The sequence below is a fragment of the Citrobacter sp. Ce104 genome (assembly GCF_030334595.1).
Classification (GTDB): domain Bacteria; phylum Pseudomonadota; class Gammaproteobacteria; order Enterobacterales; family Enterobacteriaceae; genus Citrobacter; species Citrobacter europaeus.
Genome location: NZ_JAOWDP010000062.1, coordinates 234171 through 252960, shown reverse-complemented (window position 1 = coordinate 252960; position 18790 = coordinate 234171). Strand labels below are relative to the sequence as shown.

16 protein-coding genes are annotated in these 18790 nt (G+C 54.3%); 4 read left to right on the top strand and 12 right to left on the bottom strand.

Going from position 1 to position 18790, the window contains the following annotated elements; genetic code table 11:
- Positions 1–3: 3 nt before the first annotated feature.
- Together OGW16_RS09460 and OGW16_RS09455 are read right to left on the bottom strand one after the other, a co-directional pair.
- Positions 4–1959: a glycoside hydrolase family 127 protein gene (locus tag OGW16_RS09460; protein ID WP_043018706.1), complete on the bottom strand. Its 1956-nt coding sequence runs from the start codon at positions 1957–1959 to the stop codon at positions 4–6.
- A 10-nt stretch (positions 1960–1969) separates the two neighbouring features.
- Positions 1970–3370 carry an MFS transporter gene (locus tag OGW16_RS09455; RefSeq protein WP_043018705.1) on the bottom strand — a complete coding sequence of 467 codons (1401 nt, stop codon included), beginning with the start codon at positions 3368–3370 and terminating at the stop codon, positions 1970–1972.
- Between the two features lie 252 nt (positions 3371–3622).
- Between OGW16_RS09455 and OGW16_RS09450 the strand changes: the two genes are divergently transcribed.
- The gene (locus tag OGW16_RS09450; RefSeq protein ID WP_286518358.1) at positions 3623–4438 is read left to right on the top strand and encodes a helix-turn-helix domain-containing protein; all 816 of its coding nucleotides are present in this window, start codon (positions 3623–3625) and stop codon (positions 4436–4438) included.
- Positions 4439–4442: 4 nt separating this feature from the next.
- Here OGW16_RS09450 and araD read toward each other — a convergent pair whose 3' ends face one another.
- The 8 genes from araD to yiaK form a co-directional block, all read right to left on the bottom strand.
- A complete protein-coding gene (gene araD, locus OGW16_RS09445; protein ID WP_286518356.1) occupies positions 4443–5138 on the bottom strand; it encodes an L-ribulose-5-phosphate 4-epimerase in 696 nt (231 codons plus the stop codon).
- The gene (locus OGW16_RS09440) at positions 5132–5992 is read right to left on the bottom strand and encodes an L-ribulose-5-phosphate 3-epimerase (protein WP_043018702.1); all 861 of its coding nucleotides are present in this window, start codon (positions 5990–5992) and stop codon (positions 5132–5134) included. Before OGW16_RS09440 ends, araD begins: the two co-directional genes overlap by 7 nt.
- Positions 5985–6647 (bottom strand): 3-keto-L-gulonate-6-phosphate decarboxylase UlaD, encoded by a 663-nt coding sequence (gene ulaD / locus OGW16_RS09435; protein ID WP_043018842.1) that lies wholly within the window; start codon positions 6645–6647, stop codon positions 5985–5987. Before ulaD ends, OGW16_RS09440 begins: the two co-directional genes overlap by 8 nt.
- On the bottom strand, positions 6647–8149 hold the full coding sequence (locus OGW16_RS09430; RefSeq protein WP_286518354.1) for an FGGY-family carbohydrate kinase: 1503 nt from the start codon (positions 8147–8149) through the stop codon (positions 6647–6649). The genes ulaD and OGW16_RS09430 overlap by 1 nt, the downstream gene beginning before the upstream one ends.
- A 100-nt stretch (positions 8150–8249) precedes the next feature.
- Complete coding sequence (locus tag OGW16_RS09425; RefSeq protein WP_043018700.1) at positions 8250–9569, bottom strand: MFS transporter; 1320 nt, start codon at positions 9567–9569, stop codon at positions 8250–8252.
- 31 nt (positions 9570–9600) lie between these two features.
- Positions 9601–10533, bottom strand: a complete 933-nt coding sequence (locus tag OGW16_RS09420; protein ID WP_043018699.1) for a DUF4862 family protein — start codon at positions 10531–10533, stop codon at positions 9601–9603.
- A 14-nt stretch (positions 10534–10547) separates the two neighbouring features.
- Entirely contained in the window at positions 10548–11012 is a 465-nt protein-coding gene (locus OGW16_RS09415; protein WP_043018698.1) for a YhcH/YjgK/YiaL family protein, read from the bottom strand.
- An 11-nt stretch (positions 11013–11023) separates the two neighbouring features.
- A complete protein-coding gene (gene yiaK / locus OGW16_RS09410; RefSeq protein ID WP_043018697.1) occupies positions 11024–12022 on the bottom strand; it encodes a 3-dehydro-L-gulonate 2-dehydrogenase in 999 nt (332 codons plus the stop codon).
- Between the two features lie 217 nt (positions 12023–12239).
- Between yiaK and yiaJ the strand changes: the two genes are divergently transcribed.
- From yiaJ to OGW16_RS09395, 3 genes are all read left to right on the top strand, one after another.
- Entirely contained in the window at positions 12240–13055 is an 816-nt protein-coding gene (gene yiaJ, locus OGW16_RS09405) for an IclR family transcriptional regulator YiaJ (protein WP_043018696.1), read from the top strand.
- A 117-nt stretch (positions 13056–13172) separates the two neighbouring features.
- Positions 13173–13664 (top strand): 4Fe-4S dicluster domain-containing protein, encoded by a 492-nt coding sequence (locus OGW16_RS09400; RefSeq protein WP_043018695.1) that lies wholly within the window; start codon positions 13173–13175, stop codon positions 13662–13664.
- A gap of 23 nt (positions 13665–13687) precedes the next feature.
- Entirely contained in the window at positions 13688–15034 is a 1347-nt protein-coding gene (locus OGW16_RS09395) for a DUF4026 domain-containing protein (RefSeq protein WP_181634217.1), read from the top strand.
- Between the two features lie 39 nt (positions 15035–15073).
- Here OGW16_RS09395 and avtA read toward each other — a convergent pair whose 3' ends face one another.
- The gene (avtA, locus tag OGW16_RS09390) at positions 15074–16330 is read right to left on the bottom strand and encodes a valine--pyruvate transaminase (RefSeq protein ID WP_043018693.1); all 1257 of its coding nucleotides are present in this window, start codon (positions 16328–16330) and stop codon (positions 15074–15076) included.
- A 175-nt stretch (positions 16331–16505) separates the two neighbouring features.
- A complete protein-coding gene (malS, locus tag OGW16_RS09385; protein WP_199995050.1) occupies positions 16506–18536 on the bottom strand; it encodes an alpha-amylase in 2031 nt (676 codons plus the stop codon).
- Positions 18537–18790 lie beyond the last annotated feature (254 nt).

Below are 18790 nucleotides of genomic sequence, written 5' to 3'. Positions count from 1 at the left end.
CCGTTACTGCTCGTTTACCCAGATTCGCATTTCGCCTTCACCACGGTTCGCCCAGCTAAACCACGGAATAAACGTCAGCGTATGCGCCTGGCGAGAAGCCGGTGAAACATCATAGTGCCACAAGGATTGCTGCGTCGCGTCGGCGCAGCTTTGCTTCACGCCTTCAGCCTGAATTAACATCTTATGGCTGAACAGCCCCTTACCCTCGAATACCCTGAATTCGCTCTCTTTCGCCAGCCACAGATTATGCAGTTCTTCGCCGTTGTCGGCCTGCTCCAGGCAATACACCAATGGCCCACGTTGAATAGCGACCTTACCGGCAACATGACGCACCAGTGGGTTTCCGTACACCCGACGCACTGGCATTGGCAGAGTCAGACTGAGCGTATCGCCCTCCTGCCAGGTTCGGCTGATGTGCAAATAGCCTTTGCGAATATCCTGCTCAACCGGTTGGCCATTCAGCAAAACCTGCGGCGCGGAGCACCAGTCAGGCAAGCGCAAGGCCAGGGTGTGATACACCGACTGCGGTGATTCAATGGCGATTTTCACCTGCTCATGCCATGGATAATCCCCGCTAATGCGCAGTTTGAGCGCGCCATCTGCCACGGGGACTTCCATGCTATTGCCCACATACATATTGATATACAGCGCGTCCTGACGTGGCGTGTAGATGTAATGGCCAATTGAGGTTAAGACGCGGGCGATATTGGGCGGACAGCAGGCGCAGCCGAACCAGCGTTGGCGAACGGGCTTCACGTGGTCGTAAATATGATTGAATTTTAATGACTTAGGGTGTACTTCCAGTGGGTTAACGTAGAAGAAGTGTTTACCGTCCAGCGCCATGCCGCCGAGAACGGTGTTATACAGGGCGCGCTCCATGACGTCGGCATACTGGCTGTCGGCCTCCATTTCCAGCATTCTGCGGGCGAACATCATCAGTCCGATTGAAGCGCAGCTTTCCGCGTACACGGAGTCGTTGGGCAGATCGTAATCGCTGCTAAACGCCTCGCCACTGCTTTGAGAGCCGATCCCGCCGGTAATGTACAACTGGCGCTGGGCCATATTTTTCCACAGACGCAGGCAATCCTGACGCTTGCCTTCGTCCTGGCTTAAACGTGCCAGGTGCGCCACGCCGGTCATCAGATAAACAAAGCGCACCGCGTGACCGATAGCCGTTTGCTGTTCTGAAATGGGCTGATGTGCCTGGCTGTAGGGTTTATCTTTCACCATCCACGCCGGGCCGTAAGTGTGCCAGTAAGAGGTTTGCCCCCGCTTTTCGTACTCTTCGTCATAGAAATGGGGCTGAGCGCCGCGCTGCTCAACAAAGTAATTTACCAGCGCCATATAGCGTGGCTGCTGAGTCACTTCATATAAGCGCATTAAGGCCAGCTCGATTTCCGGGTGTCCGGGGTAGCCGCGTAACTGATTTTCACCAAGCCCAAACACGCTGTCGATATGATCCGCCAGGCGGCACACCACTTCTAACAGACGACGCTTACCCGTCGCCTGGAAGAATGCGACGCCCGCTTCAATTAAATGACCGGCGCAGTACAGTTCATGGCATTCGGCGAGGTTGGTCCAGCGTTCATCCGGAGCTTTTACCGTGAAGTAAGTATTGAGATAGCCGTCTGCACACTGTGCCGCAGCCACCAGTTCAATGACCTCATCAGCGGTTTTCTCAAGTTCCGCATCGGGTTTCTGGCACAGGGACCAGGCGACGGCCTCCAGCCATTTCGCCACGTCGCTATCCTGAAAAACCATGCCGTAAAACTCGCCATCCTGCAGCCCCGCGGCGATACGGAAGTTTTCTATCGCATGGCTTGGTTCCGCCTCTGCAATGCGGTCATTAAGCGCATCCCACTGGTAGGGGATCACCACATCACGCACCAACTGCTGATATTGTCCGAGGAACGGATCGCTGACCGTGAGCTTATGCAGGTCGACTTCCAGTACGTTCATTTCATGCTCCTTAAGGCTGTACATGACGCTGACGCAGATCGGTGGCAATGCGCGACATCATCGGGTTATTGAGTTTGCAAAGGCGGATAGACAGCGCCAGCAGCAGGTGGAACAGCGCGGGCAGCAGCGTTTCCATCGCGGTAATCCCTTGCAGCGAACTGGCGGTTTGGTTACCAGCGCCTGGCTGATAGGCGACAAAAATAAACAACAGGCTGATGATCCCCGCGCTTGAGGCCCAGGCCAGCTTGATGAAAAACAGGTTGAAGGCGAAATTCATGCCGGAAGAACGCACGCCGGTTTTCCACTCGCCGTAGTCGTCGGCAAAGGCCATCAGCGAGAAATGCAGCGGCAGCGTAAAGCCCAGAATAATGCCGTTGCCGAGGATCACCGCCAGCCACAGCGTCTGATAAGCCGGACCGGTTGGCAGGAACCACATCAGCACCGCCAGCGCCGTCAGCACCAGGTTGGTGTAGTAATAGAGTTTGACGGTATCCATGCGGCGGGTCAGCGGGCTGACGATCACCGAACCGATGATGGACGCGAAGGTGACCATGGTGAAAAACAGCGACGTGTAAGCGGTGCTGCCCTCCAGCACATAGGTAATGAAGTACATGTACCCGCCACCGCGAATATTAAAGACGTTAATCAGCAGGAAAGACATTACCAGCATCAGTAATAGCTGATCATTTTTGCGCAGCCCGCCAATGTGTTCGCGCAGGGTAAATTTCCCCATCATCGCCAGCGGCACGCGCTCGCGCACCCAGAAGAAGCAGCACAGGAACATCACTACCGCGATGGCGCACAGGATACCCACGCCGAACTGATAACCCTGCGCAGCGTTGCCCTGACCCAGAACATCCACCATCCACGGCAGGCCGACGGAGACAAGGAATCCCGCCACGCCGCACAACACAAAGCGCCAGGACTGGCAGGCGATCACCTCATTGTGGCGGGTGGTCATGGTGTTGATCAGCGCACAGTACGGCACGTTGATGGCGGTATAGCCGACGGAGAGCAGCAGATAGGTGCCGAACGCCCAGGCAATTTTTACGCTCATGCTGGCGTCAGGGACGGTAAACGTGAGTACGCCAATAATGCCAATGGGAACCGCAACCCAAAGCTGCCAGGGGCGAAAGCGCCCCCAGCGGCTTTGGGTACGGTCGGCCAGCACGCCCATTATCGGGTCGGAAATGGCGTCAAATACGCGCAGGGCAATAAACAATGTACCAACCAGTGCGGGCGTTAACCCGAAGACATCGGTGTAGAAAAATGTCAGGAAGTTCATGATCAGACAGGTAATGACCGTCCCGCCCGCATCGCCTAACCCATAGCCTATTTTTTCACGCAGAGAGAGTTTGTCGTCCTGGGCACGCTGTGCCAAATCGGATGTCGTAATCGGAGCCGAAGTCATAAATAACTCCCGGAGAGAATGTTCAGAAAAATTCCCGCTACACTGCGGGTTATTTGTGGGTAATTTGCAAAGTACGTTATTTATTCTGCACGAAATGTTTGGAGCAACAAGGGAAGAGAAAAGTATAAAAAGATAACAATTCCGACTTCATTTAGAAAATGTGATTTCGATCCGGTGAAAACTGGGTTTATCGTGAATAATCAATAATAAAGACCGATTCAAAGAATGCTGAAAGCGGGAATTTGAATATATATGCTCGAATTATCCATGTCTCTTCCGATTAAAGTACAAAATGGCGGATTATTTATTTCCCGGGGTGTGGGCAGTCATCCTGCGCGACGATTGCAATCCTGGGAAATTATCTTTGTCGAAAAAGGGACATTAACGATTCGCGAAGGCCAGACCGTTTTTTGCGTGAATGCCGGAGAAAGTTTGCTGCTGTGGCCGCAGCGCTCGCATATTGGCGTTGGGCAATTTCCGGCTGATTTGAAATTTTACTGGCTGCATTTTGAGGTGACGGCAGAAAGCGACGCATCAATAACGGAACCGTTACTTGCTATCCCTCAACATACCCGGGTGAGCGAGCCACAATATATTATCTCGTTGTTTCGTCAGTTCTTACGCGAGCAGGAAAATATTCATCGCAGCATAGCGCTGGAACTGATCCTGCTGCTGATTTTGCAGCAAATATCCGCGGCTGCCAGCGAGCAACCACCAGACAGTCCGGGTAATGCGCTGGCGTGGAAAGCGCAGCAGATAATTCACACTCAGTTCCACCTGCCGATTAGTGCCTCAACGCTGGCGAAAGAGCTGCATTGCAATGCGGACTATCTGGGGCGTTTATTCCGCAGCGCGTTCCGGCTGACACTCACCGAAGCGTTGCATCGCCAGCGGGTAAGGGCGGCAGAAAAACTGTTGATCAGTGATTCGCTATCGCTTACCGAAGTGGCGATGAAATGTGGATTTAATGAGGTGGGTTATTTTCGCAAAATCTTTCGCAAGCATACCAGCCTGACGCCCGCGGCGTGGAAACGGCGCTATTGCAAAGAGCATATTAATAGCGCCTGACCCATTACTGCCCGTAATACGCATTCACGCCATGTTTGCGCAGATAATGTTTATCCAGCAACTCAGGCTGCATATCCGGCAACTGCGGAGCTAACTGGCGCGAGAACAGCCCCATGTAGGCGCACTCTTCGAGCACCACGGCGTTATGCACGGCGTCTGCGGCGTCTTTACCCCAGGCAAACGGACCGTGTGAATGCACTAACACCGCCGGAACCTGCATCGGGTTCAGGTTCCGTTGCTCAAAAGTTTTAATGATGACTTCGCCGGTCTGGTATTCATATTCACCGTTGATCTCCTCAACGGTCATCAGACGGGTACATGGAATAGAACCATAGAAATAATCGGCATGCGTAGTGCCCCATGCAGGGAGATCAAGACCCGCCTGCGACCAGATCGTCGCGTGGCGTGAGTGGGTATGGACGATCCCACCGATCTCAGGGTAGCGGCGGTATAGCGCCAGATGGGTTGGCGTGTCAGATGAGGGTTTTTTACTCCCTTCAACCACGTCGCCGCTGGCGATATCCACCACCACCATATCGTCGGCGGTCATCACGTCATATTCTACGCCGGATGGCTTAATCACCATCAGTGTCCGCGTTTCATCTACTGCGCTGACGTTACCCCAGGTAAAGGTGACTAAACCATGAGCCGGAAGCGCCAGATTGGCCGCCAGCACCTCGGCCTTCAGTTGTTCTAACATGGAAATCCTCCTTCCTGCATACGTGCTTCTATCCAGCGTCGTGCCTCGATAATTTCCAGTACTGGCTCTTTCGCTTTTTCAGTCCACATTTCAATCAGAAACGACCCGCGATAGTTCAGCTCATGCAGCGTTTTGAAGATACCAACAAAGTCCACACACCCTTCGCCAAAGGGCACATCGCGAAACTGGCCCGGATGGGTTTCGGTTACTGGCAGCGTGTCTTTCAGGTGGATAGCGGCGATACGGTCAATACCCAGCGTCAATTCGGCAGTGACGTCATTACCCCAGGCGCTGAGGTTGCCTACGTCCGGATAGACGGTGAACCACGGCGATGACAGCATTTCATCCCACTTTTTCCACTTGCTGATCGAGTTCATGAACGCGGTATCCATGATTTCTACCGCCAGCATGACCTGCGCGGCGGCGGCTTGCTCGACTGCCCATGCCAACCCTTCGGCAAAGCGCTGCTGCGTACCTTCGTCATGTTCTTCGTAATAGACGTCGTAGCCTGCCAGCTGAATGGTGCGAATACCGAGATCGCGCGCCAGACGAATGGCTTTGGTCATGATGTCGCGCGCCCGGACGCGTGCAGATTCATCGCGGCTGCCAAACGGAAAACGGCGGTGGGCGGACAGGCACATTGAGGGGATTGCCACACCGGTTTCCAGCATCGCGCTCACCAGCGATGCGCGCTGAGTGGGACTCCAGTCGAGACGCGACAGGCGTTCATCGGTTTCATCCACTGACATTTCGACGAAATCAAAACCGCAGCTTTTCGCCAGCACCAGACGCTCCGGCCAGGAGAGGTCTTTCGCCAGCGCTTTTTCATAGATACCTAACGGATGATTACGCATACTGTGCTCCCCAGATGGCATCGATTTGCGCATGGAATTCGCCAGCAACCTGCGTTGGGTTTTTCGCCCCAGCCAGCGCGCGTCCGGCGATAAAGGCTTTGACGTTGATATCGCGAAACAGCGGCAGGTCGGCGGGCGTAATCCCGCCGGTAATCGACAGTTCCAGACCAATATCGGAAAGCGCTTTCATGCGTGCCAGATCCGCTTCTCCCCACTGTTGCCCGCTGGCTTGGGCATCGCGCCCGCGATGGTAAATCGCCTGACGAACCCCTACGCGATACCAGTCTCGGGCGTCATCCAGCGTCCAGTTGCCGAACAGTTCCATCTGAATTTCACCGCCGCAGGACTGCGCGACGCCATGACCTTTTTCTACCGTCGCCAGCGGCGCAGCGCAGATGATGGTCATCCAGTTAGCGCCAGCGTCAAACGCTTGCTGTGCAAGGGTTTCGCCCGCATCGGCCACCTTCCAGTCGGCGACGATGATTTTATTTGGGCACTGGGCGCGTAACGCTTTTACGGCGCTAAGGCCTTCGGTTAAGCAGAGAATCGTCCCCGCCTCAACGATATCAACACTCTCTTGTAGCAGTGCGACATCGCGCTGGGCCGCCTGCAGGTTGGTGTGGTCGAGCGCCAGTTGCAGTAATGGTCGACTCATCATTCGTACTCCTTAATGCGGGCGTGGTAGCCCTGTAGTGCGGTAATTAAATTCTGGTATTGGCGGTATTTACGCTGGTAGCTCGCATGCGCGGCGGCGTCTGGCAGCAGCGTGCGTACCGGGTGCTGTAAGCTGCGCTGGGCGTCGCTGAAATCGTGATAAACGCCGGTGCCTACGCGGGCAGCAAGCGCTGCGCCAAAGCAGCCGGTCTCTTCAATCTGCGGCAGCTCGATACGTAAGCCGCTGACGTCGGCCAGCATTTGCATCCAGACATCTGAGTGCGCCGGACCTCCGGTGACGCGCAGGGTATGCGCCTGCGTAAAACGTTCGCGCATGCGGTTGAGGTGGGTCATGTGGCTGAAAACCACGCCTTCGTAGATGGCCTGTAATAAGTGGGCGCGAGTGTGTATAGCCTGCATGCCATAAAAGCCGCTGGTCATGTCCAGCCCGGCGTTGCTGCCGTACAAAAAGGGCAGGAAGAAAAGCTCGCTACCGGCTTTCGGTAAGCTGTCGACGGCCTGATTGATCTCATCAAAAGAGAGTTCGCCCCACTGAGCGGTAAACCATTCCAGATTGCCGGAGGAGGTCGGACTGGCTTCGTGAACGATGTACTGCCCGTCATTCACATAGCGGCCATAAACATAGGGATGGGCCTCGTGGTCACGCAGGCCGTGAGCGATCCCGCTGGTGACAGCCCAGGTTCCCATCACCGCGTTGAGGGTGTGCTCATCTTCGATACCGGCGCAGAGTGCGGTGGAAACCACATCAAACAGACCGCCGACGACGGGCGTACCCGCCGCCAGACCGGTGATGGCGGCTGTCTGAGCGGTGATTTCCCCGCATATTTCTGCTGAGCCAACGACAGGTGGCAGGGCAGCGTCGATTTCACTGATGCCCAACCATTGGGTCAGTCGCGGGTCGTACTGACCGGTGGTCATGTTGTAGAGGTTCGACTCGGAGATATTGCTTTCTTCGCAGCCTTTGACGCCGGTTAAGCACCAGCGCAGGTAATCATGGCCCATCATGACGCTGCCAATTTGCGCGTAGCGCTGAGGGGTATTCTCCTTTACCCAACGCAGGAGCGATGCCGGATGCCCGGTCCACAATGTCTGGCGGGTGACCGGGTAGAGCTGCTCAGGGATCCCATCCTGCTGCCAGCGCTGAACGATGTCCATCGCGCGTCGATCGGAAGAGAGAATGGCATTGCCCAGCGGTTTATCCTGCTTATCAAGAAGAAACAGGCCTTTGCCCTGAGCGGAAATACCGACGCCTTTAATTTGATCGCCACAGACGCCAGTGCGTTTTAGCAGACCGGCAATGGTCGCGACGCACTGTTGCCACAGTTGGTGCATATCGCGTTCGGCGTAACCGGGTAACGGCGATATTGTCTGCAGCGATTGCCGGTTAATTCCCTGCTCATGACCTTTGGCATCATACAAACCTGCTTTCAGATATGTACCGCCACAATCAATACCCAGCCAGAAGGTCGCTTTCTCACTCATCTTTGTCATCTCATTTTGACCGGATGACGCTGCGCTTATCCGGCCTGGGGTATGTATGGATTTCGTCGGCCCGATAAGCGAAGCGTCACCGGACATCGTGTTACGCCGCGTGTTTACGCGGATTCAGCGTCTTTAGCGGCGCAGAACCGGCATCGCATTTTGCTGGCAGCAGCAGTGCCATCAGCGCGGCCAGCGCCAGTGAGATTGCCAGGCAGTAAACGCCCGCATCTTTGCTGTACAGGGTGATGAGTACGCCGACCGCGTAAGGACCGCAGAAGCCTCCAAGGTTGCCGAGGGCGTTGATAACCCCACGTGCGCCACCGGCCATTTCCGCGCTGAACAACCGCGCCGGAATGGTCCAGAACACGCCCGCAGCCGATTGCAGGAAGAAGCCACAGCCGACCAGCGCGGCATAAGCCAGCCAGACGTTATTTTTCAGCGCCACGGAGAGGAACATGCACAGGGCAAAGCCTATCAGCGGCAGGCAGACGAACAGCTTGCGTTTACCGGTGCGGTCAGAGAGAGAAGAGAACAGGAACATCCCGGCAATTGCGCCAACGTACGGCAGAATGGCGAGCATACCGACCTGTCCCATGCTGCTGTGCGTCAACTCTTTGAGGATGGTCGGTAGCCACAGGGTGTAACCGTAAATCCCGGTTTGGTAGAAGAAGTTCAGTGCGATCAACTGCCACATGGTTTTATCGGACAGCACCGCGCCCAGAGAGGCATTTTTGACTTCGGTTCCGGCAATAGCTTTTTGCTCGGCGGCCAGCGTTTCAACGAGGTAATTTTTCTCGGCGTCAGAGATCCAGCGTGCTTCCTGCGGTCGGTCGTAAACGGTATAGGCCCACAGCACCAGGACCACAATGGAGAGTAAACCTTCAATAATGAACAGCCAGCGCCAGTCGAGCACGGTGATGATCCAACCCGAGAGCGGGGCGGTAATGATCCCGGCAATCGGCACAAACATAATCACAATCGCATTGGCGCGACCGCGCTCGGCGTCGGGGAACCAGTTGCTGATCATCGTCAACACAACCGGCAGCATGCCGCCTTCGGCAACGCCGAGTAAAAAGCGCAAAACCAGCAGTTGATACTGATTAGTGATCAATCCCGTCAAAACGGAAATGACCGCCCAGGCAACCAACGACCAGCCGATAAATTTCTTGCCGCTACCGTGTACGGCAATTTTTCCGCCGGGAACCTGTAAAAACAGATAACCGATAAAGAAAATACCGCCAGCCAGTCCCGCCATGGTGGCGGAAATACCTAATTCGGCGTCCATGCCGCCCGGCATCGCAAATGCGATATTAACGCGGTCCATATAAGAAATAATACAGGCGATGAGAATGGGTGGAATAATTCGCAGCCAGCGCTGACGGGGTATATCTTTGAGTGTAGGGCGAGAGGTCATGTTCATATTAATATTCTCGTAGAGTAGTATGTTATTTTTATAATTTTGTTTTGTTTAATGCAGCGATACCGTCGCGCAATATTGCTACGCGATGATCCACATCTGCATTGGCATTTATTTCCAGTAATTTAATACCGGCAAATTGCAATGGCTCGGTTCCTGCGCAGGCGAATAATTCGCGGGCATGGTCGGTGGTCATCAAGCTTTGCGGGCAGAAAGGAGCAAACGGCGCGTGTAAGTCTTGCCACTCGCCATACTCTCCCGTGATTGTGGTGCCGGAAAACATCAGCGCGCCCAATTTACCGGCCTGTTGGACCTGCTGCGTGTGGGTCAGCGGTAGGGCGAGGTTCTGCCCTTCAATGGCCGATCGCGCCCAGTTAATGCACACGCTGATGTCATATCCGGTTATTGCGTCCAGCACGTTTTCTAACGGCAAAAAGCCTTTGCGTGGCGCAGGGCCCGTCATGGCATCGCAATGCTCCAGCACCAGATCGCAGGACCAGTCCCAGTGGGTAATTTCTTTCAGTGAACGAGCGAACGCGTCGGTGGCCTGGGCGACGTTCGGGTTGCCTGCCAGCGGGGCAGCGTGCAACTCCAGCGCGATCACTTTTCCGCCATTAGTTGCATTGATATGGTTGATTTTCTGGTGCAGATGGCGGTAATACGCCACACAGGCTTTACGCTGATCTTCGTCGCTGGAGGCCAACCCGAAACCACCCTCAGTACCGCGGCGGCGCATGGTTTCCATAATGGCCGTGACCACGATTTGCCAGTCGCCCGGCGTATGGCGCAATAACCATTCGTCGCCCAACGGATGCAGATGTTCAAGGCAGGGCTGTTCCAGTCCGCGAATATCCGGGGTATCGGAGAGCTGCCGCCAGAATTCCTTCTCTTCCTCTTCACTCTTTTGGTGAAATGAGGGTGCACAGGGGTACGCACCGATAATATAACCGGTTGTATTAGCTTTCATTTTTTGTGCTCCTTTTATAAAACTGAAATAGCAACCTTCACGACTATTTTGCGGATCGGTGTGGCGACAGTTTTATGACATCCCGGACGATGAACATCCTGCGGGAAAAATATGGCGTAGCTTCCCGGAGTCATTTCAATAAAAGATTCATGTTCACTGGCGTGATAAAAAATAATATCGCGCTGTTCTAATAACGCTTCGCTGATTTCATTATTTCCGGTATCAATAGCGATACCGATTTTTTCTTCACCCCAGGCTAAAAACTGAATATCAAGATAGCGGCGATGCACTTCCGGGCGATTTTCGGCTGGGTCACGGGTAGTTAAATCGATAATCTGCGCGAAGATATTTTTACCGTCTATCTCCACCACGCCCGGCTCCAGTTTGCGGAAATCCGTGGTGCGCAGAAAATCGAGCGCCCTTTCAATCGCTGCGGGCAAACGACACGGATTAGGCTGAGCAATATGTCCAAAGATCATGGTGTTGCTCCTTACAGCGACTGAATTTTTGCCCAGACACTGTCATCAATGGTGATGCCGTTTTGGCGATTTTCTGCCAGTAGCTTTGTAAACTCGTGGCCCGGCAGACGAACAGGCGTGTTTTCATCAGCGCGTTCGGCGGTGGTGATGAAATCCATAATCCGCTGTAGTTTGGCATCGCGGGTGGCGCCATCGATTAGCTTATCCACTTCAATGGCGATGAAAATCTGTGAAACGCCATATTCATCGCTGTTATCCTGGGTGACTTCCGCCACGGAGGAACCGTCAGAAAGCAGGGTGGCAATCATATCCAGCACAATCGACAGGCCTGAACCTTTCCAGTAACCCATTGGTAAAATGCGGCGATTTTTTTCGATAACGCCCGGCTCTTTGGTGAGATTGCCTTCATCGTCAAAACCACCGTCTACCGGCAGTTCGCGACCAGCCAGGCGATTCACTTCCAGCATGCCGTAGGAGAACATCGACATCGACATATCAACCATGGTGATTGGCGTGGAGGGGATCGCGACAATCAGCGGGTTGGTACCAATACGGCACTCTTTCGAACCCCATGGCGGCATTACGGCAATCGAGTTGGTCCAGCAGATACCAATGTACCCTTTCTCTGCCGCCTGCCAGCCATAGCTGCCGCCGCGCATCCAGTGGTTGGCGTTACGCAGCGCGACCAGGCCAATGCCGTGATCGGAAGCCAACTCAATAGCTCTGTCCATCATCTTTTTCGCCGTCAGGTTGCCGATCGAACGCTGGGCATCCCATTGTTCAATCGCCCCCAGGCTGGTAATGCGCTGCGGTTTGGCCTCAGGAATGATGTCGCCGTTATCCAGTTGCTGAATGAAACGGGGGAAGCGATTCACGCCGTGCGAATAAACGCCGGACTCGGTGGTGCGCGCAAACATTTCGGCACAGGCATCGGCGGTTTCAACGGCGATACCGCGTGCCAGCAGTACCCGATTGAACGCATCTTTCAACTGCTCAAAAGTGACTTTCATTCCTGTTTCCTTGTTTAAGTTTGATCGCTTTTTTATCTCTAAATTTCACTATGCGAAATCTGATTTCAAATATAGCGATCAAATTTTGACAGATCAACGGGGTGGTCTATTTTTTAAAATCATCAAAATCAAATAGTTGTGTTTTTTTGGTTCAGATCGTGAACTGAAACACACTTTGCGCTACCATCAGAGCGCGACGAAAAGGGGAGCGGAAGCGATGGGCACCAAAGAGAGTGAAATGACGCAAGATAAAGAGAGGCCAGCCGGAAGTCAGAGCCTGTTCCGTGGTTTGATGTTGATTGAGATCCTGAGCAACTATCCGAATGGGTGTCCGCTGGCCCATTTGTCTGAACTGGCCGGGCTGAACAAAAGTACCGTGCATCGACTCCTGCAAGGCCTTCAGTCATGCGGATACGTCACGCCCGCACCCGCTGCGGGCAGTTATCGGTTGACCACTAAATTTATCGCCGTGGGACAAAAGGCGCTGTCGTCACTGAATATCATCCATGTTGCCGCACCGCACCTTGAAGCGCTGAACATCGCCACTGGCGAAACGATCAACTTCTCCAGTCGTGAAGATGACCATGCGATTCTGATTTATAAGCTGGAGCCGACGACAGGCATGCTGCGTACCCGCGCCTATATCGGCCAACATATGCCGCTGTACTGCTCCGCGATGGGCAAAATTTACATGGCGTTTGGGCATGCGGATTACGTGGAGTCCTACTGGGAGAGCCATCAGGATCTGATTCAGCCGCTGACCCGCAATACCATTACCGGTCTACCGGCGATGTACGATGAACTGGCGCAGATCCGCGAAAGCAGTATGGCGATGGATCGGGAAGAGAATGAGCTGGGGGTATCCTGTATTGCCGTGCCGGTGTTTGATATTCATGGCCGGGTGCCCTACGCGGTATCAATTTCACTCTCGACATCGCGACTTAAGCAGGTAGGGGAAAAGAATCTACTCAAGCCGCTGCGGGAAACCGCACAGGCCATTTCAAATGAGCTGGGCTTTACCGTTCGCGATTAGGCGCATGCCAGGCGTCATTCAGACACCTGACACTATTTAACCGTTTCCCCTGTCCGATCAAAGCGACAGGGGCAGTCTCTCTGGCAATCTGAAGTTTTCATGCAGAAGGAGGGGGCAATGAACGAGTTTATTATGGCGGATGCGGCAAAATGTATTGGGTGTCGTACCTGTGAAGTTGCCTGCGTCGTCGCGCATCAGCAAAACCAGGACTGTGCGTCGGTCTCTTCTTCTGCGTTTGTCCCGCGGATTCGGGTGATCAAAGACGATGCCTTTACAACGGCAGTCGCCTGCCATCAATGTGAAGATGCTCCCTGCGCGAATGTTTGTCCAACGCACGCTATTCGCCGTGAACATGGACATATCTTCGTTGAACAAACACGGTGTATTGGCTGTAAAAGCTGTATGCTGGCCTGTCCGTTTGGGGCAATGAATGTTGTCGCCCGCTCATCGCGGGTGCAGGCGATAAAATGCGATTTGTGCTGGCATCGCGAAACGGGGCCTGCGTGTGTTGAAGCTTGCCCGACAAGTGCGTTGCAGTGCGTAAGCGAGAATCAGATCGCGCAGCTAAACTGTGAAAGGCGTAGCCGTACGGCGTTTTCTACCTTTTGAACATTGAGCAAGGACGCATAATTATGGCATCAAACAAGCAAGCGTATCTCGCCGCTGCGAACAACGGTCTGTTTAAAACGGACTCCGAGTTTGTAGCGACCCCGCCACAACCCGTTACCCTTGAAGCGTTACAGGCGCGTGTGGAGGGGCAGACGCTATTTCCGGAGCTGTTGTCACGTATTGACGAAGAGAAAGAAGAACTGCATCTGACCTTTACCGCAGGCGGTGAGCTTTATCTTTATCGCGTTTCTCTCTTTAGCTGTGAGCACGATCCTTCCGCCCTGGAATACGTCCCTGGCGCACGTTCTGTTGCACCGGAAGTACTTTCTGAGATGGCAGAATATCGCCAGCGAATCTCAGTCACGACCCGTTTTAGTAATGATGTTTTCCTGAGCTGGCAGCAGGCGATCAAAATTGTGGGACTGTTGGTGCCGGACCTGCTGGTGGCCCAGGACGCTAGCGCAGGCGGTAGGCTGTTTTCCCGCGAGCGGTTACTGTTTGAAGCGCGTTTTCCGGCGCGGCCGCGCGCAGATACACTGTATGCGATCCACGCCGTTCACGATGATGAAAACGATCATTACTGGTTGCACACGCATGGCCTGCGGCGGTTGGGTTTACCGGAGTGCGAGGTGATTATTCACCAGCCGGTGGAAAGTCTGGGCAGTATTGGCTACATGATTGAAGCGTTTGTGAATATCTGTATTGACGATCGCGGCATGTATTGTAATGAACCGCTGATGCTGGCGCGAACTCACGAAGGCGAGCAGTATATTGTGGCCATTCCCTGGGAACAGGGACTTAGCGTGATCGAACATGGCGGCAACCTGAACCTGTTGCCTGAGATCGCAGAGAGGGTGGGTGATATCTCAGATTTACCTTCCGGGCGTTTTTCCGGCGATCTGGCCGATCGGGAAGATGAGCATAATGGCCCGTCGTGCCTGTTGTTCCGTCTAGCCGATGAGCGTGGCGGAATTGGCAGCGTGGTTGACGGTGGGCTGGGCGGCGATCAAGTGATGTTCATGAAAAGTATCGCATTGTCGGATAGCGATGCGCAAAAAGCGCAAATGCGCTGGCCTTATTTCCAGCATATTTTTGAGACGCAGCATAATGAAATATCAGCGCCCCTTGTCAAAATCGGTGTTCCCTACGGCGATGACGATAAGCGCGAACATATGTGGTTTATGTTGCAGAACATCGCTGATGAACATCTGACAGGCGTATTAACCAATCAGCCGTATTACGTGCATCATATGCAGGAAGGCGAGCAATATACGTTACCGTTTACACTGCTCAGTGACTGGCGCATTTATCATCCGCGGGGAGTGTTTACCCCAGATAATATTTTCGAGCTGATATCGCACAGTTCGTGATGCTAGCGCCCGATACAAAACGGTATCGGGCGACAAAAATCAGCTGCTCCCTTCGCTCCAGGCGCGCTCGATCTCTTCCGCCAGAATCTTCACCCCTGCTTCGATTTTCTCCGGCTCCGGAACGTAGTTCATCCGCATGCACTGATGGGTATGCGGCCAGGGTTTATCCAGACCCGGGAAGAAGTAGTCACCGGGAACCATCAGTACGCCGCGCGCTTTCAGGCGCTGATACAGCAGCTCGGTGGTGATCGGCAAATCTTTAAACCATAACCACAGGAAAATCGCGCCCTCCGGTTTGTGGATCAGGCAGCGATCTTCAGACAAATAGCGGCGAATGATCGCAATCGTCTCCTGAACACGCTGATAATAAAACGGTTTGATTACCGTTTCGGAGAGGCGCAGCAGATCGTTACGTTTAATCATCTCGCACATCATTGCCGGCCCCATTCCGCCAGGCGCGAGGCTGATGATGCCGTTCATATTGGTGATGGCGGTGATGATTTTTTCATTCGCGATGATGATGCCGCAGCGGGAGCCTGGCAGGCCCAGCTTCGAAAGGCTCATGCACAGCACAATGTTGGGGTTCCACAGCGGGCGCGCTTCGCTAAAGATGATGCCGGGGAACGGTACGCCATAGGCGTTATCAATCACCAGCGGGATCCCATGCTGGTTGGCCAGCCGGTCCAGCTTCATCAGCTCTTCGTCGGTGATCACGTTGCCTGTCGGATTCGTCGGACGAGACACGCAAATCATCCCCGTCTCTTCACCAATATGCAGGTGTTCAAAATCAACGTGATACTTAAACTGGCCTTCCGGTAACAGTTCGATGTTTGGGCGCGCGGAGACAAAGAGTTCCTCTTCCAGCCCGGAATCGGCATAACCAATGTATTCCGGGGCTAACGGGAACAATACTTTTTGCGTTGTGCCGTCGGCGCGACGTCCGGCGAACAGATTGAATAAGTAGAAAAACGCGCTCTGACTGCCATTTGTCAGAGCAATATTTTGTGGCTCGATATCCCAACCCTGCTTCTCACGTAGCAGTTTCGCCAGCTCAGACAGTAGCTCGGTTTTTCCTTGTGGACCGTCATAATTACAAAGCGCATCAGTGGCTTTGCCGTTTTCCAGCATATCTGCCAGCAGAGACTGAAAGTAATTTTGCATCTCTGGAATTTGCGCCGGATTACCGCCGCCAAGCATGATGGCGCCTGGGGTGCGTAAACCGTCGTTGAGGTCCTCCATCAGGCGTGTGATGCCTGAATGGCGGGTGAATTTGTCGCCAAAAAGTGAGAATGTCATAGCAGGTGGTCTGTCGAACTGAGTAGTAAAGTGGCTAACCATAGCGCTACCCATGGCAGGGTGCAAATCGGGGGCATCAGGTTGGATTGAGGTTTTGTGCTGTAGATTTTTATCTGGCTGGTTTTTTATGTTGAATCAGGCTTCCCGCTGCGTGCACAGCGAGAAGCCGGGCGCGTCAGGGCTGACCGGCCCACACCACCATCACTTTGTCGTCGCCATGTTCGCGGATAAATCCGTATCCCTGCTTCAGGGGCAGCGTGGTTTGTTTACCGGCGCCAATGGCCGGATGTCTGGCCCTGAACTGGCTGATACGTTGCCAGTGTGCGACGCTGGCGGCAGATTTCCCGGTCACATCCTGCCAGTTCATCTCCGAGCGCGTCCCCTGTAATGGATCTGAGCCGGTTGGGCCAAAGGGGCGGGCCGACTCGTCGCCATAAAAGAGTTGTACCGCGCCAGGCGCCAGCAGCAATAGCTCGGCGGCTTTGTCTCCACCTTCGCGGAACAGACGCGTATCGTGTGAGGAGAGATAGCTCAGAACGTTAAAGTCCTGCAGTTTATCCGCCATCTGCTGCCAGGTGGGGTCCATATTCGCCAGACACTCGACGGCTTTTGCCGCTTGCTCCTGGTAGTCGAAATTGATCATCGCATCGAAGCCGTGACGGTAATAGTCGCTTTGCATCACGCCGTGGCCCCAGGCCTCGCCGGTCATCCAGAAGGGTTTATCATCCAGCGCTTTGTCAGGGTTGGCTTTCTTCCATTCGACCAGCGCCGTGCTGGCCTGTGTTTTTAGCTGCTGCCAGGCGGGAAGTTCGACGTGTTTAGCGGTATCGACCCGAAAGCCGTCAATCCCGTAATCACGCACCCACTGACTGAGCCAGTGCGTCAGATAATCCCGGGGCGTGTATCCGGCGATAGCTTTAGCGTGCGTATCCGGCTTGTGCTGATAAAAATGTGGCAGCCCGGAGGGCGTGGTGGAATCGGTTTTCAGGTCGGGCAGGAAGGCCAGCGACATGGTGAGGTCGTCAAAGCCAGGATTGTCGTAATCGCCAATATCGGTGCGGATCCAGTTTTTCCCCCACCATTTTTCCCAGCCGGCTTTATCGCTGAAGTTGATGTAATCATTAAAGCTGTGCCAGCTCTGCCCGGCGGCCGGTTTCCAGTCAGTCCAGCGTTCGCCGAGCGTTTTTTTCAGCTCATCGCCCGATAAGTACAGCGCCCCAAACTGATATTCCTGCATATCCGCCAGGGTGGCGTAGCCGGTATGGTTCATTACCACATCAAACAGAACACGGATGCCGCGCTGATGTGCGCCATCAACCAGCGCGCGCAGGTCTGCTTCGTCACCCATATTGGCGTCGAGCGTGGTCCAGTCCTGAGTGTAGTAGCCGTGGTAAGCGTAGTGAGGGAAGTCGCCTTTGGTGCCACCACCGACCCAGCCGTGGATTTGCTCAAACGGCGCACTGATCCACAGGGCGTTGACGCCCAGTTGTTGCAGGTAGTCGAGTTTGCTGGCGAGCCCGCGCAAATCGCCGCCGTGGAAGGTGCCAATTTCCTGCATGCCGTCGCTGCGACGCCCATAGCTGTGGTCGTTACTCGGATCGCCATTTACAAAGCGGTCCGTCAGGACGAAATACACCGTGGCGTTATGCCAGTCAAAAGCGGTAGGGGCATCAGTTTCCGCCCGTTCGAGCAGCAACAGCCCGTTACTGGTTGCGGCGGGCTGCAGGGTAATCGCCCCGTTTTTTACCGTCGCGGTTTGCTGGCTGTAGAAATCACGTACCACGGCACCTTCCGGGAAGGTCTGGCTCACGTTCAGCGTGACCGGCGCACCGTCCCATTTCGGGCACTGGCGAATCTGGGTCGTGACAGGGTCTGCGGCGCTTTTTACCGAGAGCATCAGCGTTGGCGTGCCGGAGCGGGTATCCACTTCCAGCGTGTAATCGCCGTCTTTGAATAAGCGCCACTGCGGCGGGGCGCCTTCACACGGTTTTAGCGACAGCATCTGGTTGAGTTTTATCGCATCGGCGGGCTGCCAGCACTGTTGGTCAAAATTCAGGGTTAAAGGACGAGTACCCTTCGTCAACGCTGCATGGCTGACGAATTTACCCGTACCTTCCGCTTCGAAGGTAGGTAGTCCCTGAGAAGTCCATGATGAAGCGATGGCAATGCCGGGTATGAGCGCCAGCGCAACGGCGGCAAGTTTCATAATGCTGTCCTTGATGCTGCGATTTTCGCCAGTTTGCCAGTGAAATCAGGCCGGAAACTCCTCCTTAGAGTCGATTCCGCCAGGAGGAGAAGTGAGGGTGAGTTAACGCGCGCAAAAAACAAACTGATTTTGCGATAACCCCCACATTTTCTTCGAATTAATGGCACCCCGAACCGTTAATGCGTGACATAGTTTCAGAATTGGACTATTCCTTTGGGTGCTCTTGACAGCTATTTTTGATATGATTTGAGATT